The 22802-nt window shown below is 65.7% G+C and carries 28 protein-coding genes; 13 read left to right on the forward strand and 15 right to left on the reverse strand.

Going from position 1 to position 22802, the window contains the following annotated elements; all coding sequences use genetic code 11:
• Positions 1-158: 158 nt before the first annotated feature.
• The 5 genes from ASC89_RS02660 to ASC89_RS02680 all read right to left on the reverse strand — a co-directional run bounded on the left by ASC89_RS02660 (position 159) and on the right by ASC89_RS02680 (position 5981).
• A complete protein-coding gene (locus tag ASC89_RS02660; protein ID WP_055994347.1) occupies positions 159-1787 on the reverse strand; it encodes a glycoside hydrolase family 43 protein in 1629 nt (542 codons plus the stop codon).
• Between the two features lie 13 nt (positions 1788-1800).
• Positions 1801-2106: a hypothetical protein gene (locus tag ASC89_RS02665; protein ID WP_055994350.1), complete on the reverse strand. Its 306-nt coding sequence runs from the start codon at positions 2104-2106 to the stop codon at positions 1801-1803.
• 4 nt (positions 2107-2110) lie between these two features.
• Positions 2111-3418: a xylose isomerase gene (xylA, locus tag ASC89_RS02670; RefSeq protein WP_055994353.1), complete on the reverse strand. Its 1308-nt coding sequence runs from the start codon at positions 3416-3418 to the stop codon at positions 2111-2113.
• On the reverse strand, positions 3415-4878 hold the full coding sequence (gene xylB / locus ASC89_RS02675; RefSeq protein ID WP_055994356.1) for a xylulokinase: 1464 nt from the start codon (positions 4876-4878) through the stop codon (positions 3415-3417). Before xylB ends, xylA begins: the two co-directional genes overlap by 4 nt.
• A 68-nt stretch (positions 4879-4946) precedes the next feature.
• Positions 4947-5981, reverse strand: coding sequence for a LacI family DNA-binding transcriptional regulator (locus ASC89_RS02680; RefSeq protein WP_055874185.1), 1035 nt, complete (start codon positions 5979-5981; stop codon positions 4947-4949).
• A gap of 100 nt (positions 5982-6081) precedes the next feature.
• Here ASC89_RS02680 and ASC89_RS02685 point away from each other — a divergent pair, with 100 nt between their 5' ends.
• Both ASC89_RS02685 and ASC89_RS02690 read left to right on the forward strand, forming a co-directional pair.
• Entirely contained in the window at positions 6082-7083 is a 1002-nt protein-coding gene (locus ASC89_RS02685) for an aldose epimerase family protein (RefSeq protein ID WP_055994359.1), read from the forward strand.
• Positions 7083-7616, forward strand: a complete 534-nt coding sequence (locus tag ASC89_RS02690; RefSeq protein WP_055994361.1) for a DUF1697 domain-containing protein — start codon at positions 7083-7085, stop codon at positions 7614-7616. The genes ASC89_RS02685 and ASC89_RS02690 overlap by 1 nt, the downstream gene beginning before the upstream one ends.
• A gap of 2 nt (positions 7617-7618) precedes the next feature.
• Here the strand turns inward: ASC89_RS02690 and plsY are convergent, their stop codons facing one another.
• Complete coding sequence (plsY, locus tag ASC89_RS02695) at positions 7619-8290, reverse strand: glycerol-3-phosphate 1-O-acyltransferase PlsY (RefSeq protein ID WP_055875933.1); 672 nt, start codon at positions 8288-8290, stop codon at positions 7619-7621.
• Between the two features lie 152 nt (positions 8291-8442).
• Between plsY and ASC89_RS02700 the strand changes: the two genes are divergently transcribed.
• On the forward strand, positions 8443-9570 hold the full coding sequence (locus tag ASC89_RS02700) for an epoxide hydrolase family protein (protein WP_055994364.1): 1128 nt from the start codon (positions 8443-8445) through the stop codon (positions 9568-9570).
• Here the strand turns inward: ASC89_RS02700 and ASC89_RS28670 are convergent.
• From ASC89_RS28670 to ASC89_RS02710, 3 genes are read right to left on the reverse strand one after another with little or no spacing between them, the layout of a single operon-like run.
• The gene (locus ASC89_RS28670) at positions 9567-9830 is read right to left on the reverse strand and encodes a helix-turn-helix transcriptional regulator (RefSeq protein WP_055874174.1); all 264 of its coding nucleotides are present in this window, start codon (positions 9828-9830) and stop codon (positions 9567-9569) included. The genes ASC89_RS02700 and ASC89_RS28670 overlap by 4 nt on opposite strands.
• A 29-nt stretch (positions 9831-9859) precedes the next feature.
• On the reverse strand, positions 9860-10000 hold the full coding sequence (locus ASC89_RS28675) for a VOC family protein (protein WP_162247891.1): 141 nt from the start codon (positions 9998-10000) through the stop codon (positions 9860-9862).
• A 14-nt stretch (positions 10001-10014) separates the two neighbouring features.
• Positions 10015-10209, reverse strand: coding sequence for a VOC family protein (locus ASC89_RS02710; RefSeq protein WP_055994368.1), 195 nt, complete (start codon positions 10207-10209; stop codon positions 10015-10017).
• A gap of 144 nt (positions 10210-10353) precedes the next feature.
• Between ASC89_RS02710 and ASC89_RS02715 the strand changes: the two genes are divergently transcribed.
• The 3 genes from ASC89_RS02715 to ASC89_RS02725 all read left to right on the forward strand — a co-directional run bounded on the left by ASC89_RS02715 (position 10354) and on the right by ASC89_RS02725 (position 13616).
• Complete coding sequence (locus ASC89_RS02715; protein ID WP_055874169.1) at positions 10354-11067, forward strand: YafY family protein; 714 nt, start codon at positions 10354-10356, stop codon at positions 11065-11067.
• A gap of 290 nt (positions 11068-11357) precedes the next feature.
• Positions 11358-12245, forward strand: coding sequence for a S9 family peptidase (locus ASC89_RS02720; RefSeq protein WP_055874167.1), 888 nt, complete (start codon positions 11358-11360; stop codon positions 12243-12245).
• A 141-nt stretch (positions 12246-12386) separates the two neighbouring features.
• Positions 12387-13616 (forward strand): epoxide hydrolase family protein, encoded by a 1230-nt coding sequence (locus tag ASC89_RS02725; RefSeq protein ID WP_156384475.1) that lies wholly within the window; start codon positions 12387-12389, stop codon positions 13614-13616.
• A gap of 30 nt (positions 13617-13646) precedes the next feature.
• Here ASC89_RS02725 and ASC89_RS02730 read toward each other — a convergent pair whose 3' ends face one another.
• The 4 genes from ASC89_RS02730 to ASC89_RS02745 are packed head-to-tail and all read right to left on the reverse strand — an operon-like array spanning position 13647 to position 15778.
• Positions 13647-14093, reverse strand: coding sequence for an SRPBCC domain-containing protein (locus ASC89_RS02730; protein WP_055874162.1), 447 nt, complete (start codon positions 14091-14093; stop codon positions 13647-13649).
• A 58-nt stretch (positions 14094-14151) separates the two neighbouring features.
• A complete protein-coding gene (locus tag ASC89_RS02735) occupies positions 14152-14781 on the reverse strand; it encodes a DUF1294 domain-containing protein (protein WP_055874159.1) in 630 nt (209 codons plus the stop codon).
• A gap of 2 nt (positions 14782-14783) precedes the next feature.
• On the reverse strand, positions 14784-15341 hold the full coding sequence (locus ASC89_RS02740; protein WP_055874156.1) for a DinB family protein: 558 nt from the start codon (positions 15339-15341) through the stop codon (positions 14784-14786).
• Complete coding sequence (locus ASC89_RS02745) at positions 15338-15778, reverse strand: MarR family winged helix-turn-helix transcriptional regulator (protein ID WP_055874153.1); 441 nt, start codon at positions 15776-15778, stop codon at positions 15338-15340. Before ASC89_RS02745 ends, ASC89_RS02740 begins: the two co-directional genes overlap by 4 nt.
• A gap of 205 nt (positions 15779-15983) precedes the next feature.
• Here ASC89_RS02745 and ASC89_RS02750 point away from each other — a divergent pair, with 205 nt between their 5' ends.
• Entirely contained in the window at positions 15984-16574 is a 591-nt protein-coding gene (locus ASC89_RS02750; RefSeq protein WP_055874149.1) for a hypothetical protein, read from the forward strand.
• Positions 16575-16714: 140 nt separating this feature from the next.
• The gene (locus ASC89_RS02755) at positions 16715-17200 is read left to right on the forward strand and encodes a hypothetical protein (RefSeq protein WP_055874147.1); all 486 of its coding nucleotides are present in this window, start codon (positions 16715-16717) and stop codon (positions 17198-17200) included.
• Here ASC89_RS02755 and ASC89_RS02760 read toward each other — a convergent pair.
• Complete coding sequence (locus tag ASC89_RS02760; RefSeq protein WP_055994370.1) at positions 17197-18066, reverse strand: AraC family transcriptional regulator; 870 nt, start codon at positions 18064-18066, stop codon at positions 17197-17199. The genes ASC89_RS02755 and ASC89_RS02760 overlap by 4 nt on opposite strands.
• A gap of 167 nt (positions 18067-18233) precedes the next feature.
• Between ASC89_RS02760 and ASC89_RS02765 the strand changes: the two genes are divergently transcribed.
• The gene (locus tag ASC89_RS02765; RefSeq protein WP_055875927.1) at positions 18234-19184 is read left to right on the forward strand and encodes a phytanoyl-CoA dioxygenase family protein; all 951 of its coding nucleotides are present in this window, start codon (positions 18234-18236) and stop codon (positions 19182-19184) included.
• Between the two features lie 51 nt (positions 19185-19235).
• On the opposite strand, the gene ASC89_RS02770 is transcribed toward ASC89_RS02765, so the two are convergent.
• A complete protein-coding gene (locus ASC89_RS02770) occupies positions 19236-19619 on the reverse strand; it encodes a hypothetical protein (RefSeq protein ID WP_055994373.1) in 384 nt (127 codons plus the stop codon).
• Between the two features lie 111 nt (positions 19620-19730).
• Between ASC89_RS02770 and ASC89_RS02775 the strand changes: the two genes are divergently transcribed.
• The 4 genes from ASC89_RS02775 to cfa all read left to right on the forward strand — a co-directional run bounded on the left by ASC89_RS02775 (position 19731) and on the right by cfa (position 22759).
• Positions 19731-20294 (forward strand): hypothetical protein, encoded by a 564-nt coding sequence (locus ASC89_RS02775; protein WP_055994376.1) that lies wholly within the window; start codon positions 19731-19733, stop codon positions 20292-20294.
• Entirely contained in the window at positions 20294-20527 is a 234-nt protein-coding gene (locus ASC89_RS02780; RefSeq protein ID WP_055874135.1) for a helix-turn-helix transcriptional regulator, read from the forward strand. The genes ASC89_RS02775 and ASC89_RS02780 overlap by 1 nt, the downstream gene beginning before the upstream one ends.
• A 100-nt stretch (positions 20528-20627) precedes the next feature.
• A complete protein-coding gene (locus tag ASC89_RS02785) occupies positions 20628-21542 on the forward strand; it encodes a phosphotriesterase (protein WP_055874132.1) in 915 nt (304 codons plus the stop codon).
• 101 nt (positions 21543-21643) lie between these two features.
• A complete protein-coding gene (gene cfa / locus ASC89_RS02790; protein ID WP_055994379.1) occupies positions 21644-22759 on the forward strand; it encodes a cyclopropane fatty acyl phospholipid synthase in 1116 nt (371 codons plus the stop codon).
• The last annotated feature ends 43 nt before the right edge of the window (positions 22760-22802 follow it).

Below are 22802 nucleotides of genomic sequence, written 5' to 3' on the forward strand. Positions count from 1 at the left end.
AATGACACAATAGGAGCCGGTGCGAGCTGACCCCCACCCCTGTCCCCTCCCCCTAAGAATGGGGAGGGAGACCAAAACACTGGCGTTCGTGGGGAGCGTCTCCCTCCCCATGTTTAGGGGGAGGGATCAAGGGTGGGGGTCAGCCCCGCACCAGCCCCTCAATACCGATCGCTCGGATCCCGCACCGGCCGGTAGACGAAGTCCGAAAACACCGCCGGCTTCGCCGTCCCGTTCAGGTCGCTTGCCGCCATGCCGACAAAGGCGCCGGTAAAGCTGCCGTGCTCGGCATGCCCGCCGCATTCATCCGAGAGGATCGAAGCGTCGAGCGTGCCGCCGACCGGCTGCCAGTTGCCGGCCGCCCTGGCGTCGCCCGCGGCGTAGAAGAACTGCAGCTTCGGGCCACGGATCTCAATCTTCAGACGCACCGGCCCATCCTGCGGCAGCGGCACCGGGGCCGCTGGGTAGCTGAGCTTGCCGTCCGGGTGGCTGGCGAGCGAGCTCATGATCAAGAGCTCGCGCTTGCCGTCCGAATGGGCGGTGACGGTGAGATAGTGGAAATTGTAGCGGCCGTAATAACCCGTTATGCCCGCAAACTGGCGCTCATCCACCGGCGCGAAATCGAGCGTCACTTCGGCATCGTAGGAGAAATGCGTCTGCCGCCGGGCGACCAGCGCCTGCTCGAACCAGCTGCCGATCGACTCGCGACCGAACAAGGTCAGCTGGTTATCGCCCACCGAGAAAATGCGCTCGGTTTCCGGCGTCCGGAGCCACTGGAAATCCGGGTGCAAACTATCGAACTGGTAGCGCTGCTCGGCCCAGTAGCTGCTGTCGTCGCGGGCTCCCGGGATTTCCACCTCGAGCGAGGGGACCGGGCCGTTCTTCACCCACAGCCAGTCATCGGCGCCCCAATAGGCTTCCTGGATGCCGGTCTCGCGGCCGAGCACGCAGCGGCGCTTCTGGGTGGTCGGGCGACCCATCAGGTGGACGAGAAAGGTCTTGCCGTCAGCCGTCTCGACGATATCGCCATGGCCGGCCCGCTGCACCGGGTTGAGCGGCGCATCCTTGGCGGTGAGGATGTGCTTCTGCGGATGGGTCTCGTACGGCCCGTCGATCTGGCGCGAACGGGCAAGGGTGACGGCGTGCTCGTAGCCCGTGCCGCCCTCGGCAGTGAGCAGGTAATACCAGGGCCGCCCGTCCTTGCCGTTGCGCTTATAGAGATGTGGGCCTTCGACCAGCTTCAGGTCGGTGCCCTGGTAGATATTCTTGATCGGCCCGACGAGCTTGCGCTGCCCATGGTCATATTCCTGCAGCGCAATGCCGGCGAACAGCAGCGGCCGGGTCCTATGGTCCCATAGCATGTTGACGAACCACTTCTTGCCGTCGTCGTCATGGAACAGCGACGGGTCGAACCCCGAGGAGTTCATATAGACCGGGTCGGACCATGGCCCCTCGATGGTGGGCGCGGTGACGAGGTAATTATGCGCGTCCTTGAACGAGCCGTCCTTGCGCTTCACGTCGGTGTAGATGAGGAAGAACTGTTCGCCGTCATGGCTGAGACAGGGCGCCCACACCCCGCACGAATCTGGATCGCCCCGCATGTCGAGCTGCGATTTGCGGCTCAGCGGCCGGGTCACCAGCTCCCAGTTGGCGAGATCCTTCGAGTGATGGATCTGCACGCCCGGGTACCACTCGAAGGTGGAGGTGGCGATGTAATAGTCGTCGCCGACCCTGAGGATCGAGGGATCGGGATTGAAGCCGGGGAGGATGGGATTGCGGATGGTGGGCATGCTGAATGGAACTCTAGAAGGTGGATAGTTCGCCCGCACCCGGGCAGTACGTTTCGCAAAGGGCATCGAAGTCTGACGCGGCCATCTGGTCCTCGGTGCCAGCCCCACCCGGCGCGGCCATGAAACGCACCGATCGGTGCGTTCCATCCTTGCCTGCGATTGCCACGATGCCGCTGAAGCCATAGCCACTGCCGAGGCCAGGTATGGTCCAGCTATGCATCCGGACCGCTGAGAACTGCAACTCGGCTTGCTTGCCAAGAGACTTCAGCAAGGCTTGCCTTGCGAGCTTGCGACTAAACTCCTCAGCTGACTCGGCCATCGGCTCACACGAACCGGTTGACCAGGTTCTCGAGATATTCCTGCTGGCCGGAGCGGGGTTCGGGGTTGATGTTGTCGGCTTCGACCCACTGGGCGATCTCAGCGAGCGTGCGTTCGCCTTTCAGCATCGCGGCGGCCCCCTTCTCGTTCCAGCCGGCGTAGCGGACGTCCTGTGCCTTGTCGAACGTGCCGTCCTCGATCATCGCGGCGGCGGCCTTGAGGCCGCGGGCCAGCACGTCGAGGGCGCCGACATGGCCATAGAGCAGGTCGGCCGGTTCGATCGACTGGCGCCGCACCTTGGCGTCGAAGTTGAAGCCGCCCTTGCCGAGGCCGCCGGCCTTGAGGATCTGGTAGAAGGCGAGCGCCATCTCGCCGGGGTTGTTGGGGAACTGGTCGGTGTCCCAGCCCGACTGCAGGTCGTTGCGGTTGGCATCGACCGAGCCGAGGATGCCGAGCCCGCCGGCAACCGCCAGCTCGTGCTCGAAGCTGTGGCCGGCGAGGAAGGCGTGGCCGACTTCGATGTTGACCTTGACCTCTTTCTCGAGGCCGTAGGTTTTGAGGAAGCCGTAGACCGTCGCGACGTCGTAGTCATACTGGTGCTTGGTCGGCTCCTGCGGCTTGGGCTCGATCAGCAGCTGCCCCTTGAAGCCGATCTTCTTGGCGTGGTCGATGACCAGCGACAGGAAGCGGGCGGCCTGGTCCTGCTCCTGCTTGATGCGGGTGTTGAGCAGCGTCTCGTAGCCCTCGCGACCGCCCCACAGCACATAATTGGAGCCACCCAGTTCATGGGTGATCTCCAGCATCTCCTTCACCTGTCCGGCCGCATAGGCGAAGACGTAGGGGTCGGGGTTGGTGGCGGCGCCCGCCATGTAGCGGCGGTTGGAGAACAGGTTCGCCGTGCCCCAGAGCAGCCTGGTGCGCGAGCTCTGCATCTTCTTGGCGAAGATGTCGGTGATGGTCCTGAGGTTCTTGTTGCTCTCCTTGAGCGTCGCGCCCTCGGGGGCGACGTCGGCGTCGTGGAAGCAGAAGAACGGTGCATCGAGCAGGTCGAACAACTCGAAGGCGACGTCGGCCTTGATCTTGGCGCCCTCGAGGCCCTTGTCATACCACGGACGGTCAAAGGTGCGGCCGCCGAACGGGTCGCCGCCTTCCCAGGCGAAGGTGTGCCAGTAGGCGATGGCCGGCCGGATGTGATCTTCCATCCGCTTGCCCATCACCAGTTCGTCCTTGTTGTAGAACCGGTAGGCGAGCGGGTTTGCGGATGTGGGTCCTTCGAACTTTACGGGCTTCAGTCCCTTGAAGAAATCAGTCACTTACGGGCCTCCTCGATGGCGGGGTAGAGAGCGCGGTAGCGCGCATATTGATCGGCATAGGCAGTCTTCAAGCCGGCGTCGGGTGTGATCACCCGTTTGATCGCCGGCATGGTCATGATCTCCGTGGGGTCGGCGCCTTCGGCGGCGCAGAGGCCGAGCCGCGCGACGCCCAGCGCCCCGCCGAAATCGCCGTCCTCGGGCAGCGCGATCTCGGCATCGAGGTTGGTGGCGATGAGCTTCAGCCACAGTTCGGATTTCGAACCGCCGCCGACGGCGAGCAGCCGGCCCATCTCGGTGCCGGCGTCCTTGAGCACGCGCTGGCAATCGCGGAAGGCAAAGGCGACGCCTTCCATCACCGCCTGGGCCAGCAAGGCCGGATCGGTGGAATGGCTGAGGCCGGTAAAGCTGCCGCGCGCCGCGGCATTGTTGTGCGGCGTCCGTTCGCCCGAGAGATAAGGCAGGAAGATTTCCTCGCCCGGGCCCTTGAACCCGGCCTCGGCGGCGCCGGCAAGCTTCGCCGGATCCTGGCCGGTGATCTTGGCCAGCCAGTTGAGGCTGTCGGTGGCCGAGAGGATCACCCCCATCTGGTGCCAGGTGTCGGGGATGGCGTGACAGAAGGCGTGCACCGCGCCCTTGGTGTTGGGGCGGAAGCGATCGTTCGAGACGAACAGCACGCCCGAAGTGCCGAGCGACACGAAGCCTTCGCCCGGCTGGATGGCGCCGATACCGCAGGCCGCTGCCGCATTGTCACCGGCGCCGCCGGCGACCACGACGTCATCAGCCATGCCCCAGCGGCTGGCGAATTCGCGCTTCAGCCTGGCGGAGGGCGCAGACCCTTCGACCAGCCGCGGCATGTGCGAGCGGTTGAGCCCGGTGAGCGCCAGCAGTTCGTCCGACCAGTCGCGCTTGCCCACATCGAGCCACAGTGTGCCCGAGGCATCCGACATTTCCTCGATATGCTCGCCGGTCAACAGCAGCCGGATATAAGCCTTAGGCAGCAGCACCTTGGCGATCTTGGCGTAAATCTCCGGTTCGTGCTTCCTGACCCAGGCAATCTTCGGTGCGGTGAAGCCGGGCATGGCGATGTTGCCGGCGATGTCGCGCAGCGCCGGCAGCGCCGCTTCCATCTCGGCGCATTCGGCAGCCGAGCGGCCATCGTTCCACAGGATGCAAGGGCGGAGCACCTGGTCATTCTTGTCGATGAGCGTGGCGCCATGCATGTGGCCCGAAAGCCCGATGCCCCGGACCTTGGCCAGTTCCGATGGATGCGCCTTCGACAGCTTGTCGATCGCTTCGAACGTGGCGTTCCACCAGTCGGCCGGGTTCTGTTCGGACCAGCCGGGGTGCGGCCGGGTGGGTTCGACCGCCTTTGCCGTGGCCTCGCCGAGCGGCTGGCCGGCCCGGTCGATGAGCAGCGCCTTGACGCCGGAAGTGCCGATATCAATGCCGAGATAGGTCATGAGGCACGTACCTCAAGACCGCGCAGACAGAACATGCCGTAGTCCTCCCGGGGCGTCGTTATGATGGATTACCCTCTGGGGAGATTGTCGCGCAGATAGAGACCGATTTCAATGGGGGCGGGGCGCCGCTCGACATCCTGCCCCAGCGCCAGGGCGCGGGCGACGGCGAGCGCCGCGGCGATTTCGCCATCCGGGTTCTGGTCGATCACCACGTCGATGGCGCCGCTGGCGAGCCCGATGCGGGTAGCCTCTGTGAGTTCGTGCGCCACGACGCGCACCTTGCCGGTCTTGCCGGTGCGCTCCAGCGCCCTGAGCAGCCCGGCATAGCCGCCGCCCATATTGTAGATGCCGGTGAGCGGCTGCTTCAGCAGCTCGATCGCCGCTGCTTCGGTCTTGATATCATCGTCAAACCCCTCGAACGGACCGACGATCTCGTGCCCGGGGAACTCGGCGCGCAGCACAGCTTCAAACCCCTCGCGCCGCTGGTGGTGGTCGGCGAGGCTGAGCGAGCCCGCAATGAGACCGATCCCGCCTGCCGGGCAGAAGCGGCCGATCAGCGAGCCGGCGGTCCGTCCTGCCGCCACATTGTCGATGCCGACGAAATGCCGGCGGGCCGAACCGGGCAGGTCGGAGACCAGCGTCACCACGGCGATGCCGCGGCGCGACGCCTGGTCGATGGCGCGGCGCACCTTATCGTCCTCGGTGGCGACGACCACGGCGCAGTCGCAGCTCTTGGGGTCGAGGCTGCCGAGCGCGCCGGCCAGCGCCGAAGCGTCGAAGGCGTGCACCAGTTTGGTGGTGATCGACAGGCGCTCGCCCTTGGTGGTGCGGGCCCGCCGGGCGATGGCGTCGACCAGCCCCAGCATGAATTCGTTGCGGCCATCGGGGATCAGGAAGGTGACGCCGAGATCGCGGGCTCGGGCCAGCAGCGAGGCCGAGAGGTCGCGGCGGAAGTCGAGCGCCTTGATCGCCTCGGCCACCTTGTCGGCGGTTTCGGTGCGCACGCCGGGGCGGCCATTGAGCACGCGATCGACCGTCGCCAGCGACACGCCGGCCTCGCGCGCCACATCGTGCACGGTGGCCCGCCGCTTCACTTCGTCCATCGCCTCCCCCTCTCCGGCTTCCGCTCGTAGTTCCGCTCAGTCTTCCGCTTCTTGCGGATTGCGGTTATCAACCCGTCGCACGAAAGAGGAGATAACGGCAATGAGCGTCGCGGTGGAAGAGTTCGGCAGCTTCGATGGCAAGCGGGTCGAGCAGTTCAAGCTTCGGAGCGACACCGGGGTCGAAGTCGACATCATTTCGTGGGGTGTTCTGGTCCGCGACTGGCGCGTGCCGGTGGCCGGCGGTCTTCGTTCGGTGGTGCTCGGCTACGACAAATTCGACAGCTATCCTGCCCATTCGCCGTATTTCGGCTCGCTCGCCGGCCGAGTCGCCAACCGCATCAAGGATGCGAAATTCACCCTCGACGGCGCGACCTACCAGCTGAAGACCAACTTCGTCGGCCATACCCTGCATGGCGGGCCGGAGGGTATCGGCCGGCTGGTGTGGGATGGCGAGGCGGACAGCGCCAACAACGCCGTGCGTTTCACCCTTGATTCGCCCGACGGCGCCATGGGCTTTCCCGGCAACGTCAAATTCACCGCCACCTATACGCTCACCGGCAACCGGCTGCGCCTCGATCTTGCCGCCAAGGCCGACCGCCGCACCCCGATCAACGTGGTGCAGCACCAGTATTTCAACCTCGGCACCGGCCCCGACGTGCTCGACCACAGCTACAAGATCGACGCTGCGGCCTATACCGAGCTCGGCGGCCCGCTGATCCCGACCGGCGCCATCTTGCCGGTCGATGGCACCATCTGGGATTTCCGTCAGGGGCGCAGCATGCGCGACGCCGCCGGCAAGCCGATCGACTATGACGGCAACGTGGTACTCAACACCGACCGCCGCTTCGAGGATCCGGTGGCGGTGGTGACCGGGCCGGATAAGCTCCTGACCCTGAAGCTCTATACCGATCGGCCGGGGCTGCAGGTCTACAACTCGGTGACCACTGACGTCTCGGCCGAGGGCAAGCACTATGGCAACCATTGCGGCTTCTGCCTCGAAGACCAGGACCTGCCCGATGCGGTGAACCACCCGCACTTCCCCTCGACCATCTACGGGCCGGACCGCGACTACAGCCACCGCGTCGATATCGAGATCGCCTGATGGCGGCCTACGTCGCCCTGATCCGTGCGATCGGTCCGGTGACGCACGCCAAAATGAAGATGGCGGCGCTGCGCGATGCCTGCGCCGCCGCCGGCCTGGATGACGTCTCGACCATCGGCAATACCGGCAACATCATCCTGCGTTCCGGCCTGACCCTGGCTGCCGTGCGGAAGCTCGTTCAGGGCGCCGTCGATGGTTTCGGTCTCGGCCCGGCCAACGAAGTGTTCGTCGTCAAGCCGAAGGATATGGCCGTTGTGGTCACGGCCAACCCGTTCCCCGAGGTCGCGGCACAGCGTCCGCACGAGCTTGGCGTCTGCTCCTTCCACAAAGCGCCCGACTGGACGCCGCTTGAGGGTTGGGACGGGCCGGAGCTCCTGGCGATGGTCGGCGCACAGCTGATCGTTGCCTATCCCAAGGGCATCAGCACGACGAAACTCAATATCGAAAAGCGCCTCGGCGCCCGCATGACGCAGCGCAACTGGACGGTGTTCGCCGGCCTTGCCGGCAAGGGCGCGGCGCTGGCGAAGGCCTGAGCCTACAGCTCCGCCCTCGGCATCGGACTGGCCTGCCCCAGGCGGGGCTCGGTACCGGCGAGGAGCCGCCGGATGTTGGCCCGATGCCGCACGATCACATAGAGGCCGCCGGCGATCACCAGCAGCCGATAGGGCAGCGGTTGCTCCAGCACCAGGACCAGGACGATCGCGGCAGATGCCGCCAGCACCGAGCTGAGCGAGACGATTCGCGAGGCGGCCAGCGCCACGCCGAACACTGCCAGCGCGCCGAGGCCGACCGGCCACGACAGCGCCAGCACCACGCCCAGCCCCGTTGCGACGGATTTGCCACCGCTGAAACCGAGCCACACCGATCGGCTGTGTCCCAGCAACGCGGCGAGGCCGGCAAGGCAGATTGCCCAGGGCAGCAGGTTTTTGAGATCGAGATCGGCAGGTGCCACGGCCGATGACAGCCATTGGGTGAACCAGCCGGCAAAGGCGACTGCCGCCGCACCCTTCAGCACGTCGACCACAAGCACCGCGAGCGCCGGCCATTTCCCCAGTATGCGCAGGACATTGGTTGCGCCGGTCGATCCCGAGCCGTGCTGCCGGATGTCGATGCCCTTGAGCAGCTTCCCGGCGAGGTAACCGGTGGGCGTTGCGCCCAGCAGATAGGCGACCGCCAGCCCAGCGGCGCTCGCCATCCAGAAAACCATCTGATCCACTGTGACGCTCCGGTTCGGCCCATCATCGCCGCTTGCCCGCCTCCGGCGCAACAGTTCCGCGCCGGCATTCACCGCACTGCTGACAGCATCTGGCAGCAGGCTTCAGGCATCGATCTCCGCATACCCAATGTGGAGACGAGTGCATGACCCCTTTCACCATCGCCATTGCCGACGCCGACATCGCTGACCTCAAGAGCCGGCTGCAACACGCCCGCTTTCCCGATGAAGTTGCGGATGCCGGCTGGGATTACGGCACCAGCCTCGCCTTTCTCCGCCGCTTCGTCGCTTACTGGGGCAGTGAGTTCGACTGGCGCGCCGCCGAGGCGCGACTCAATCGCTATTCGCAGTTCACCGAACTGGTCGACGGCGAGACAGTGCATTTCGTCCACGGGCGCGGCAAGGGCGCTGACCCCGTGCCGCTGCTGCTGACCAATGGCTGGCCGAGCAATTTCGTCGAGCTGCTGCCATTGGTCGACCGGCTGACCGCCGAGATCGACGGTGTGTCGTTCGACGTGATCATCCCTTCGCTGCCCGGCTACGGCTTTTCCGGCCGACCCAGCCACAAGGGCATGAACATGACCCGGACGGCAGAGCTCTGGGCCAGGCTGATGCAGCGGCTCGGCTACCCGCGCTTTCTCACCTCGGGCTCGGATCTCGGTACCGGCGCGATGCTGGGCCTGGTGCGGCACCATCCTGACCGGCTGCTCGGCGCGCACTACTGCAATGTCTTTTCGGGCTATCCAAAGCCGGACGATCCGACGCCGGAGGAGGCCCGGTATTTTCAGCAGGTCGCCTATACCGGCTTCGTTGAAGGCGCCTACGCCCTGGTGCACGGCACCAAGCCGACGTCGCTGGCGATGGGGCTGAACGATTCGCCCGCCGGGCTTGCCGCGTGGATCCTCGAGAAATTCCATCGCTGGGGCGATACGGGCGGCGACATCGAACGCGTCTTCCCGTTCGAAACGCTGGCGACGCTGCTCTCGGTCTACTGGTTCACCCAGACCATCGGCTCCTCGGTGCGGCTCTACAAGGAAGCCTTCGCCGATCAGGAGATCATGACGCCGATGCCCCGGCACGACGTGCCGCAGGGCGTGCTGGTGCCGGCCGACTGCGACCTGCCGGCGCCGCGCGCCTGGGGCGAGCGGAACCTCCAGAACCTCCTCCACTGGAACGAAGCGCGGCAGGGCGGGCACTTTCCGGCGCTGGAAGTGCCCGACGTGCTGGCCGATGACATCCGGGCGTTCCATCGCGAAATCACACGGCGCAGCTAGCGCTTTTCGTCTGGGGTGGTCGTCAGCGCGGCCACCTCTTTCGCCGCCCGCTCCACCACCGCCGCATCGGTGCGGTAGAACCAGAAGCGGCCACGTTTTTCGAGCACCAGCAGGCCGGATTTCCTCAGCACCTTGAGGTGCTCCGAGACGGTCGCGAGGGAAAGCGCGGAGAGCGCTGCGAGCTCGCCGGCCGCCTTCGCCTCGCCCTTGCAGGCCGCAACGAATTCGCGCCGGTCGGGATGCGACAGGGCGCGCAGCACTTCGTCGAGGTCGAAATCGTCGATCTCAGTCAGCCCTGGATCAGGGTGAGGAGGTTCCCCGCGGGGTCGCGCACCTGCGCCTTTTTCACCCAGCCGTTGTCGACCACCGGCATGGCAATGGCGCCGCCCTCGGCTTGGGCGGCTTCGAGCGCCTTGCCGAGATCGGGCACCACGATGCCGAGGGTCAGCGAAGCGGTTTCCGCCTCGACAGCGCGCCATCCGGTCCGCCCGCGGGCGTTGCGATCATGCCGTAGCCCGGGCCGCGTGGCGTCACCTGCCAGCCGAGCACGCCGGAATAAAAGCTCTGCAACGCCCCGAAATCCGGACCGGCAATATCGAAATGGCCGATGCCGTTGAGGCTGTGCGGTTTGCCGCTCATCGGGATCTCCTGTCGTTGGCATCAACATATTTCGTGATATCCCGAAATGTCAATCGCCGCTGCTGACAGGCTCTGGCAGCAGCACCGTCGCATGGTGCAGCGCGCCGAATATCGGTAGAACCGAAGGACCTGGGAGATGATTGCTTGGACAAGACCGAACGCCTGTTTTCCGTCATGGACGCGCTGCGCCGTCACCGCCGCCCGGTCACCGCGGCAGCGCTGGCCGAGGAGCAGGGCGTCTCCGTACGGACGCTCTATCGCGACGTGCAGACGCTTATCGGGCTGGGCGCGCCGATCGATGGCGAGGCCGGGGTGGGCTACATGCTGAGGCCCGGCTTCTTCCTGCCGCCGCTGATGTTCACGCCAGAGGAGCTCGAGGCTTTGGTGCTGGGCGGCCGCTGGGTGCAGTCGCAGCCCGATGCGGGCCTTGCCGGCGCCGCAAAGAACGCCCTGGCCAAAATCGCCACCGCCTCGCCGGACGACCTGCGCGACCGCATCAAGGATACCGGGCTCTGGCCGGTGCTGATGCGCGGGCCACAGGAGCCGACCCCGGTGCTCGGGCTGGTGCGCGCCGCGATGCGCAACGAGAAGGCGCTGCATATCGGCTATGCCGACGAGAGCGGCAGGCAGTCCGAGCGCGACATCTGGCCGGTGCAGCTCGCCTATTACGAAGGCAAGCAGATCGTCGCCGGCTGGTGCTGCATGCGCGAAGCCTTCCGCAATTTCCGCACCGACCGCATCGTCTCGGCCGCCGAGACCGAGCAGCGCTACGGCCGCCGCCGCCTGCAACTGGCCAAGGAATGGCGCGAGGAATGGGCTCGGCAGCACCCGGACTGGGCGAGCCAGCCGGGACCGTAGGCCGTCTTCTGCCGCCGGGTGACAACCCGCCGAGGGTGGACAGATCGGTGCGGGAAGAGCACCCCCACCCCTGTCCCCTCCCCGCAAGGGGGAGGGAGACGCCACCACCAGCGTCAGTGTTTTGGTCTCCTCCCCCCTTGCGGGGGAGGGACAGGGTGGGGGGTGCCTTCTGCGCCGTGGTGTTCGCCCCGATCAAGTTCTCTCGGCTCCTGCCGCACTCTGTCAGCAGGGTTGGCCGACAACCTCCCTCAACGGCGGGACTGGCCCGCCAGAACTGAGGGACTTTCAAAATGACGAAGATGAAACAGACGCTGGCAGCCGCGCTTGCCGCGACCCTGATTGCCGCCGCCCTGCCGGCAGCAGCTGCATCGCGCGAGGAAGTGGTGCGGTTCGAGGTCGACGGGCAGACGGTGGTCGGAACGCTCACCTTGCCCGAGACCGACGAGCCCGCCCCGGTGGTGCTGATGCTGTTCGGCTTTCTCGGGCATCGCGGCGAGTGGGCGATCACCGGGACCGAGGAAGGGCCCTATGCGCGCGCTGCCAGGCTCTGGGCCGACCGCGGCATCGCCAGCCTCAGGATCGACTATCGCGGCTCGGGCGACAGCGCCGGCAGCTTCGCCGAGGCGACCGTCAGTTCGGAAGCCGCCGACGGCATCGGCGCCATCGCCTTTCTCAAGGCCGATCCGCGTCTCGACGGCGAGCGCCTCGCCGTCCTCGGCTGGAGCCTCGGCGGTCCTGTGGCATCGGCAGTGGCGAGGACAAGCCAGCCCGACGCGCTGGTGCTGTGGAACGGCGTCAACGATCCTATGGCAACTTTCACCGGCTTCTTCGGCAACGAGGTGATGGCTGCGGAGCCGGAAGGCGCCCCGCTCGATGTGACCATGCCCTGGGGTCAGCCGATCCAGCTGGGCCGGCCGATGATCGCCGAGCTCCGGGCGCTGGATCCGGCGACCGAACTCAGTGGTTATGCCGGCCCGCTGCTGGTCGCCCAGGGCAGCAACGACGTGCTGGTCAGCGCCGACGGCGTCGAGCGGCTGATCGATGCGCATGCGGGCGACGAGCTGGTGTGGACGGCGGCGATGGACCACGTCTTCAACATCGAGGCGGGGCCGGAAACCCTCGATGCCCTGATCGTCGCCACCGGCGATTTTCTCGAGGCGCGCCTGCTGCGCCGATGACTCTCGAAATCCCCGCCTCGTGCGGGGATTTTTGTTTCATCACAACGAGATAACGCTGCTGCCACGCCCTGTCAGCAGGATGGGCGCAAGGTCTCCTCAGACGCCGGGCCATGGTGGTTCGGCGCGAAACGGGAGCCGACAATGACCGATCTGGATCGCAGGAGCTTCTTGAAGGCCGCAGCTGCGGCGGCAGTCGTCCCGGCGCTCGGCGCCTTTGTTTCCCATGCAACCGGAGCAGACGAAATGACCATCACCCCGTTCAAGGTTCAGCTGTCCGACGACGAGATCGCGGACCTGAAGGAACGCCTGACCATGGCGCGCTGGCCGCATGCCACGACCACCGACTGGAGCCGCGGCCAGCCGGTGGCCTTCATCAAGGAATTGGCCGACCAGTGGCTGAACCAGTTCGACTGGCGCACCTGGGAGGCCAAGCTCAATGCCTACCCGCAATTCCTCACCGAGATCGACGGGCAGACCATCCATTTCCTCCACATCAAGTCGAAGGAACCCAACGCCTTCCCGCTGATCCTCACCCATGGCTGGCCCTCGAGCGTCATCGAGTTCTTCGAGGTGATCGGTCCGCTGAGCGATCCGCGCGCCCATGGGCTCGATCCGGCTTTGGCCTTCGATCTCGTCATCCCCTCGCTCCCCGGCTATGGCTGGTCGACGCCGCTGGCGGCGCCCGGCTGGGATACCGCCAGGGTGGCCAAGACCTGGGATACGCTGATGCAGCGGCTCGGCTACAGCCGCTATGGCGCGCAGGGCGGCGATGTCGGCTCGCTCGTCGGCAAGGAGCTCGGCATCCTCGCGCCGGAAGGGTTGGTCGGCACCCACCTGCAGCAGATCTTCGCCTTCCCGACCGGCGCGCCGGGCGAGATGGAGAAGCTCACGCCCTTCGAGAAGGAGGGCTTCGCCAATCTCGACGGCTTCCTCAAATACAACGGCTACCAGGACATCCAGTCCAAGCGCCCCGGCACGCTCGGCTATGGCCTCGTCGATTCCCCGATCGGCCAGCTGGCCTGGAACACCGAGCTGTTCTTCGGCTTCGAGGGCGAAGGGGTGCAGTATGTCGATCGCGACCGCTACCTCGCGCATGTCTCGGTCTACTGGTTCACCGCCTCGGGCGGCTCCGCCGGCAACATCTATCTCGAGGATGCGCGCTCCGGCTCGGGCTATCGCGAGGAACGCAACGACACGCCGACCGGCGTCGCAGTGTTCCCGTGGGATTTCCGCTCGGTCCGCAGTTTTGCCGAGCGGGCCAACAACATCGTGCACTGGACCGAGATGCCCTCGGGTGGCCACTTCGCCGCGACAGACGCGCCGGACCTCCTGGTCGAGGACATCAGGACGTTCTTCGGCAAGCTGATCTAGAGCTGGCGGGGCAGGCCTTCGGGTCTGCCCCTACTGTCTGAGGACCGCTGCCAGCCGGTCGATATTCTCGTCATTGGAGCGGCTGACCAGCTCCCGCGCCGCGCGCTGCGCCTCGGCGCTCTCGAACGTCATACCGAGTGAGAACAGCGTCTTGCCGCCCGGTGCCGGCCTGAAGCTCAAGGTGAAATGCTTGCCCGAGTTGTGGTCGAATTCGACGCGCGCATCGGGCTCGATCGCGGTGAAACGCGCTTCGTTCTCATGCTCGCGTCCATCGGGATTGTGCAGCGTATGCCGCCAGATGCCGCCGACGCGAAAATCGAAGGCATGGATGGTGTCGCGAAACCCCTTGGGTCCCCACCAGGTGGACAGTACGGCCGGATCGGCGAAGGCCGCAAACACCGCCGCAGGCGAGGCGTTCAGCACCCGGCTGGTGACGATGTCGAAGCGGTGGTCGTGCACGGATGCCAGATCGTCCATCACGAGTCTCACTTAAGTCACGGCTTTAGTAAGTGCGGGCGCCGCCACGGTCAATGGGCTAAGCCAGGACTTTGGCGAATGTCCACCACCCGAGGCCGAGGCTCGCCAGAACCGCGACGTGCACGACGGCGATCAGCACGGTGACCGCGATGAAGCTCTGCTTGCTGGTCTTGTGGCGGAGCAGCTGCTGCGCGACGAGCCCGCCAGCGATGCCACCGATCGCATCGATGATGTGAAGACTTTGCTCTGTGACCCGCCAGCGGTCCGTTCTGGCCGCCCGCTTGTCGAACCAGTAGACGGTGATGCCGACCACCCCGAGCACCAGGTAGGCGATGGGCAGCCAGGCGGGCGCCCGACCAAGCAGATAATCGGCGAAGGCGAGCAAAACGATGATGCCGGCTGTCACCCCGCGCACGCCGATGCTCGGTGTGGCGGGCGTTGGGGCGCTACGGCGTCTCGCCTCCGCGTTGAGAGGGTTGGCGCCGGCGATCTTCACCTCCCTGGCAGCCAGCCGTCCATCGCTGCCACGGCCCAGTGCGAACGACACCCGATCGCCGGCGCGCGGTCGCGTGGCGATCCGGCCGATATCGCTGATATGCACGAAGCGCCGCTCGCCATCGTCTGCCGCGATGAAGCCGAAGCCGCGCTCGTCGTTCCACTGCACCAGTTCGCCATGCTGCCGAGCCATCGTTACGCGCCGAGCTCCGCTTCGCTCCACCCGAGCGCCGCCATGTCGTCGACCCGGTCGCGGAAATCGCTGGCGGTGAGGAACTCGTCGAGCTGCGGCGGTTTCACCGAACTACCCGCCAGCATGGCATGCACCTGGCCGCGGTGGTGGGTCTGGTGCATGAACAGATGCAGCAGCAGGTCGTCGGTGCGTTCCACCTGGATGCGTCCGGTGCGATGCACCCGCGTTTCGGCGGCGAGACGCGCATCGGTGAGGCCGGTGCAGAAGGCGAGCAGGCGCTGGTCGACCGCGAACTGCGCTGCCGCCAGCGGACCAATGGCGTCGAACGGCTCCTCCGGATCCCAGGCTTTGGGACCGAGCGTGCCGCCTTCCAGCGCATCGACGTAGAACCAATCGATGGTGAGGATGTGGTTGAGCGTCATCTTCAGGGTGGGAAAGAAGCTCGTCCGCATCGCCTCGAACTCGCCCGGCTGCAGCTTGAGGCACGCGGTAAGCAGCCGGTGGTTGGCGAGCCGGTTGTTCTGCGCCAGCTTGCGCATGATGCGGGTGGCGGTGCTCATCGCCTGTCTCCGGGTTCGGCGGGCTTCGTCGGCGCCGCCATGCCGTCTGCGACCATGCTGCCGAACAGCTGCGCCAACCGGTTACTGACCGGCGTGTTGGCGGTGGCGAGGACGCGCGACACTTCGCCCACGAGGTTCCCACTCAGGGTGTTGAGCAGCCCGGTGCCCTCGGCGGTGAGGGTCAGCACCTTGGCGCGGCGGTCATCCGGGTCCTCGGCGCGCGCGACGAAGCCGCGCTCCACCAGGGTGCTGGCGACCCGGCTCGCCGCCGGCAGCGACAGCGCCAGGGCGGTAGCGAGGCTGTTGATCCTCAGGGCCTTGTCGCGATCGAGCAGGTAGAGCGAGGCAACTTCTGCCAGCGACATATTCTCGTGCCGCAGGTCACGGGCGGTGCTCGACAGCAGTTGCGCCGACATCAGCCGCAGGAACTGCGCCATCGGGCTTTGCGGGTCGGCGGCAGCTATTACTTGCACATTTGGAACCATTGCAAATCCACAACTATTATGAATGCGCAATAAACACTGCACTCAAAGGCGGTTCAGTGGAAGCCCGTCATAAGGCCGCCGTCCAGTCATCCACCGGGAATACTGGACCGGCGACCGAATGACCGGCGCCGTCCCCTCCCGGCACCAGGAGACTGAAATGAACGTGACCAGATCGGCAAGCCTTGCCCTCGCGGCGATCCTTCTCAGCACCAGCCTCGCTTCGGCGGGTGGTATTCACATCCCGGGCCTCGGCGACTCGGGTTCGAGCGACGACTCGCACTCCATCGACATCTTCGACGATGCGAGGCCGGATAGTGATCCGCCAGATTTCGGCAGCATCTTCAACCCGCAGCCTGAGCTTGAGGTCACCGTCAATGAAGACCTCTTCGAGGTGCTCAATCCGCCGCTCGACGTCGTCGATCTGGGCATCGACATGGGCAACGGCGCGCCCGGCAAAGCTGGCAAGGCAAAGGGCAGCCAGCTCAGCGCCAACGTGAAGCTCGGCGCGGCGCTCAACTGCGTCGTCTCGGGGACGCCGAGCGAGTTCCCGGACGACCTGCGTATTGCCAATGCCGGCGTGGTGGCGCTGCCGGCTGGCACCCAGTTCAAGTGGAAGGCGGCGGGGATCAGCGGCGTCGCCAGCCTCGGCAAGACGTTGCAGCCGGGCAAGGCGCTCAAGCTCAGCAACGTGCTGCCGGGCGGCGTCGAAGCCGGCACCGTCTGCTCGGCCAAGGCAATCGGGCTTTGACCGACGGCGAGGTCCCGGTCGTCGCCGGGACCTCAGCCTGTGAACTTCGCCTGAACATGCTGCTCAATCCGGGTTCAAGCCGCGGCAGCGATACGGCGCCCAACGAGGCGGCAACCCCTGCCGCTCTAAGGGAAATCCCAATGCATAAGATGAACTGTATCGCCCTCGCGGCGATCACCACGCTGTTGCTCGGCACCGGCGTTGCTTCGGCCTACGATCCGATCGGTGGCCTCAATAGCGAAATCAGTCCCTCGCCGCAGGACAGCCTCAACGAAGCGGTGATGCCGACGACCGAAGATCATATCAACCGGGCGGTCCTCACCAACCCCGAGGCCGGCCTCAACGACGCCGTGCTTCGCGGCGCAAAGCTGCGGTTGGCGGTACGGAACGGCAGTCTCGCCCTCGATTGTCGCGTCGGTGGCGCCGATCTGCTGGTCGCCAATGTCGGCACCATCGATGTTCCGGCCGGCACCAAGCTGCGCTGGAGCGTCAAGCAACATGGCGCCCAGGGCTATGTTCAGCTCAAGCGCGGCCTTCAGGCCGGTGCGGATGTGCGCGTTGCTGACGTGCTCAACGCGGCGGCCAAGGCTGGCGCGCCCTGCTCGGTCAAGCCGACCGGGCTCTAGCGGCGGCCGGCCGCGAATCTCTGCCGGTACTGGCGCGGCGTCATCTGCTTCATCGCCTTGAACTGGCGGTTGAAATTGGCAAGCGAGTCATAGCCCACGTCGGAAGCGACGTGGGCTATCGGCCGTGTCGTAGCCGAGAGCAAAGCACAGGCTTCCCCGAGCCTGAGGCGGGTGATGTAGACCGATACGGGGCTGCGCACATGGCGCACGAACATCCGATGGAGGCCCGAGGCTGAGAGCGCCGCGACGTCAGCCAGTTCGCCGATCGCCAGTGGTTCCATGTAGCGCTGATGGATGACATCGAGAACGCGATCAATCCGGGTGCGATCGGCGGAGTGCTGTGGCACCGCAGCGATCGGGCTGGCCAGCGGCGTGGCGTCGCCGTCATCGGCCAGCCGGCGCAGGATATCGATTAGCACCGAGAGCCGGTCGGCGGCAGGACGGGCGAACAGCTCGTCGATCAGTGGCCGCACCGCCGCCGCCGCTCCATCCGAAAAGCGAAGGCCGCGTTGCGCCCGCGCCAGCAACTCGGCGACCCCACGCAATTCGGCCAGCAACGCGGTGAGCCCGGCGGCCCAATTCGGATGGAACCACATCACTCGCGCCACGTGCGGTGCGGCGGGGTTGCGCTTGTCGCGGCTGGCCCAGGTGTGCGGCAGGTTGGGGCCGATCAGCACCAGGTCGCCGTCGTCATAGTCGCCGATGTGATCGCCGATAAAGCGCTGGCCCACCGAGTTGAGCGTCAGCGTCAGCTCGAATTCCGGGTGGTGGTGCCACTGGAACGGGATGGCATCCTCGAGCCGACGATCGAGCCAGGCCCAGGAGGCGTCATCCGGCGGCATCACCTTCTCAAGAAGCGGCTTCATCGCGCCATCGTGGTTCCATCAACGCCAGAATAGTATCAGAATTCGCCGAAGCGCGGCAACATCGGCCGCCTCTACCGGCTTAGCCTCCTCGCATCGAAGCAATCCCCGAGGGGAGCATCAGATGGAGGATTATGATGTCGATGGCTCAGGGCATGGCACCGCAAGGCATGGCGGCTGGGATCAAGCGGGATTCGCATCCCACCACGCAGAAGGTCACGACGCAGCTCAAGGACATCAACAAGACCCTGCCGCTTAGGGTGCTGAGCGAAGCGGATTTCAAGCACTGGCAGGAACGCGGCTACGTGATTGTTCGCAACGCAGTCGACGCGGCGCATGTCGAGCGGCTCAAGGCCTTGCTCTGGGAATTTGAGGAGAAGGACCCCAACGATCCCGCGACCTGGTACACGCCGCAACGGCGCGACCACATCATGACCGAGCTCAACGGCACCGGCATGGTGGAGATCTACAACCACCAGTACCTGTGGGATAACCGCCAGCAGCAGCGGGTCTACGATGCCTTCGTCGATATCTGGGATATCGAGGAGCTGTGGGTGTCGATCGACCGCGCCAACCTCAACCCGCCCAAACAGGTGCCGGGTCCCAACCAGAACGGCTTCATCCACTGGGACAGCGATACCTCGCTCGACCCGCTGCCGATCGGCGTGCAGGGCGTGCTGAGCCTCGTCAAGCAGGACGGCGACATCGGCGGTTTTCAGTGCATTCCGGAGCTGTTCTACGATTTCGACACCTGGGTGAAGACCCAGCCGGCCGACCGCGATCCGATGCATCCCGATACTACCGGCCTCACGATCACCAATATCGAGATGGAGCCGGGCGACCTGATGATCTTCAATACCCTCTTGGCGCACGGCGTCAGGCCCAACCACTCGATCAACTCGGGCAACCGCGTGCGCATGGCGCAGTACATCTCGATGTTCCCGGCCAACGAGGACGACGTACTCGAGCGGGCCGAGCGGGTACGGCTGTGGCGCGAACTGGACCACCCCCAGCGTGACGCCTTCCCCGGCGACCCGCGCGAGTGGGAGAAAAAGCACGCCGAAACCGCCACGCTCACCGAACTGGGCGAGAAGCTGCTCGGGCTGCGCAGCTGGGGCTGAGCCGGTCGAGTGACAGAACGGCGAGGCGGCAGGCGACTGCCGCCTCGTGCTTCAGCGGCAGTCGGCCATGCTAACCAAGGCGTTGACCAGCAGCGGCGTCGCCGCGGTTTCGCCCCAGCTCTCGGCGTTGGGCGCGCCATTGGCCAGCACGTCGCGCACCAGCCCGGCATTGAGCGCCATCGGCTTCGAACAGCTGACATAGGGCTTGCCCTTGGCATCGGTGGCGTTGAGCAGCACGCCGGCCGACTCGCCGACTCCGCCCAGATAGGCCTGCAGCAGCTGCCCGGCATGCTGGTCGCTACCGGCGCGATCAAGCATCTGCATCACCTGCGCGACGGAGATTTGCCCTTTCGAGGTGCTCGATGTGGCGGCGATTGCCGGTGCGGTGACGGCGACCAGCAGCAGGGCGAGGAGGGACAAACGGATACGAGGCATGGGAAGCTCCTGTTGAAAAAGCGAACGGCGAGCTTGTTACACAGCGATTTCTTATTGTGCAACAATAACATATTGCTGTATGGCTTGCATGCCGATCCCGAGGAGCCATCAATGACGACCGCCCGACCAGCCGTTCCCGACGACGTCCGCCGCAAGCGGATTGCCACCCTGAGCCAGATGACGCGCGTCGCTGCGCTGGTCATCGCGGTGGCGCTGCCGCTTGCTGGCCTCGCCTATTGGGGCTTTGCGCCGGCCGAAGAACTGGCCGGCGCCGCGCTGGTGCCTCCCGCCTGGCTCACCGAGTTCGGACTGGGTCAGCGCCTGCTCGCCACCGCATTGGCGCTGCTGCCGGTGCTGCCGCTCAGCTGGGGGTTGCTGCGCCTGGCTTCGGCGCTCGAAGCCTTCCGGCAGGGCCGGCCGTTCGGGCTGGTCGCTGCGACCGGGATGCGCGATTTCGCCATCGGGGTGTTCGCCTGCACCGTATTGAAGCTGGTGTCGGGCGCGCTGCTGAGCGTGGTCTTGAGCTGGAAGGCGCCAGCGGGGCAGAAGCAGCTGGCCATTTCGGTGAGCTCCGACATGCTGCTGATGCTGCTGGTCGGCGCCGTGCTGACGCTGGTCGGCTGGGCGCTGGCCGAAGCCGCCGCCATCGCCGAAGAAAACGCGCAGTTCATCTGATGCCGATCAAGGTCAATCTCGCCGTGCTGCTGGCCGAACGCGGCATCAAGTCCAAGGATCTGGCGGAGTTCGTCGGCATCACCGAGGCCAACCTGTCGCTGCTGCGCCAGGGCAAGGTGAAGGGCATGCGCTTCGATACGCTGGAAGCGATCTGCATCTACCTCAAATGCGAGCCGGGTGACCTCTTGAAGTTCGTGCCGGGCGAGGCGGACGAGCCGAAGTCCTTAACTTGACGCGCTTTCGAACCGGAAAAGTCTGCAACTTTTCCTGAAGCGCTTTGGGAGGTTTGCCTTTGGCGCCGAACTCGGGGATGTTCGGCCCGAGGAGACATCCATGAAACTGCTGCACACCACGCTCGGGCCGAAGCGGGCCGACGAGCTCGGCATGATCCTGCCGCACGAGCACGTCTTCGTCGATCTGCGCACCCCCGATCAGCCCGGCTATGCCGAGGCCGACCCTCAGGACGTGGTGCGGGTGATGAGCCCCGAGATCGAGGCGATCAAGGCGCGCGGCATCACCGCGCTGGTCGAATGCTCGACCGGCGGCGTCGGCCTCCGCGTCGATATCGATCTCGCCGTCAGCCGCGCCACCGGCTTGCCGATCGTCGTCCCCACCGGCAATTACCGCGAACCGTGGATCCCCGACTGGGTGCGCGATGCCAGCGAGGCCGAACTCGAGGCGCAGATGTATCGCGATCTCGCCGAGGGGGTCGGCGATACCGGGGTCAAAGCCGCCTGGATCAAGATCTCGGCCGGCGATGACGGCATCACGCCCCTCGAGGCCAAGATCCTCCGGGCCGCGGCGCGGGCGGCGCAACGCGCCGGCGCGGTGATCGGCAGCCATACCATCAAGGGCCGGGTGGTGATGGACCAGCTCGATATCATCGAGGCCGAGGGCTATCGCGCCGACCGCTTCATCTCGATCCATACCCAGGAGGAGAAGGATTTCGGCCTCAACATCGCCGTGGCGCAGCGCGGCGCCTGGATCGAATACGACCATGTCGGCCGGGCCCCCGATGCCGCGGTGAGCGAACTGATCCTCCGCGCCCTCGATGCCGACCTCGGCTCGCAGCTGCTGCTCAGCCACGACCGCGGCTGGTACGATCCGGCGATCCCCGGCGGCGGCACCCCGACCCCCTACACCCATTTGAGCGACGTTATGCTGCCGCTGCTGCGCACCGGGGGGATCGATGAGGCGGTGATCCGGCAACTCACCGTCAGCAATCCGTTCGAGGCGTTTTCACGCTGACAACCCAGAATAGCGAATGGCAGCATGGCGTTGCCGGGGCTTGCCCGGCAGCTGGAGTGGCGTTAGAATTTCGTTAGGATCATAACTATCGAGGTTCCGCGATGAGCGCCGGGCCAAAGTCCTATTTCACCTCCATCCTCAAAGACGCAGGTATCGAACTCGGCGGCAGCCGGCCCTTCGATGTCACCGTGCATGACGACCGATTGTGGGGCCGCGCCATCAGCCACGGCACCCTCGGCTTCGGCGAAGCCTATATGGATGGCTGGTTCGATACCGATGCGCTCGACCAGTTCATCCACAAGCTGCTCGAGTACGACATCTATGCGCATCTGAAGCCCGATATCGGGCTGGCGCTGAGCTTCGTGCGCGGCAAGCTGCTCAACCTGCAGCGCGCCCACGTCACCGAGGTGGGTGAGCGGCACTACGACATCGGCAACGACCTCTATGCCGCCATGCTCGACAAGCGGATGATCTATTCGTGCGGTTACTGGGCCGAGGCGGCGACGCTCGACGCGGCGCAGGAGGCCAAGCTCGATCTGATCTGCAGGAAGGTCGGGCTCGAGCCGGGGATGAAGATCCTCGATATCGGTTCTGGCTGGGGTGGGTTTTTGAAGTTCGCCGCCGAGCGCTACGGCGTCGAAGGCGTCGGCATCACCATTTCGAAGGAGCAGGCAGCCTTCGCCGAGGCGAGCAAGGGCAATCTGCCGATCGAGACGCGGCTGATGGATTACATGGCGCTCGAGGGCCAGTTCGATCGGGTGATCTCGATCGGCATGTTCGAGCATGTCGGCTACAAGAACTACGAGGCCTATTTCAGCAAGGTCCGCGCGCTGCTGAAGCCCGACGGGCTGTTCCTGCTGCACACCATCGGCAACAACTTCACCTCCACCCACGGCGATCCGTGGACCGAAAAGTACATCTTCCCCAACGGCATGCTGCCTTCGATCAAGCAGATCGCCGCCGCCAGCGAGCGGCTGTTCGTGATGGAGGACTGGCACAATTTCGGCGCCGACTACGACAGGACGCTGATGGCCTGGTGGGCCAATTTCGACGCTGCCTGGCCCAGTCTGCGTGACAAGTACGGCGACCGCTTCTGGCGCATGTGGCGCTTCTACCTGCAGGTGTTTGCCGCCATGTTCCGGGCCCGCAACATCCACCTCTGGCAACTGGTGCTGAGCCCCGACGGCGTACGCGGCGGCTATCGCCGCATCTCCTGAGAACGGTTAAACAGGGCGGCATTGCCTGGGGAGCCAGATGCCG

It is taken from the genome of Devosia sp. Root413D1, assembly GCF_001425235.1.
Taxonomy (GTDB): Bacteria; Pseudomonadota; Alphaproteobacteria; order Rhizobiales; family Devosiaceae; genus Devosia_A.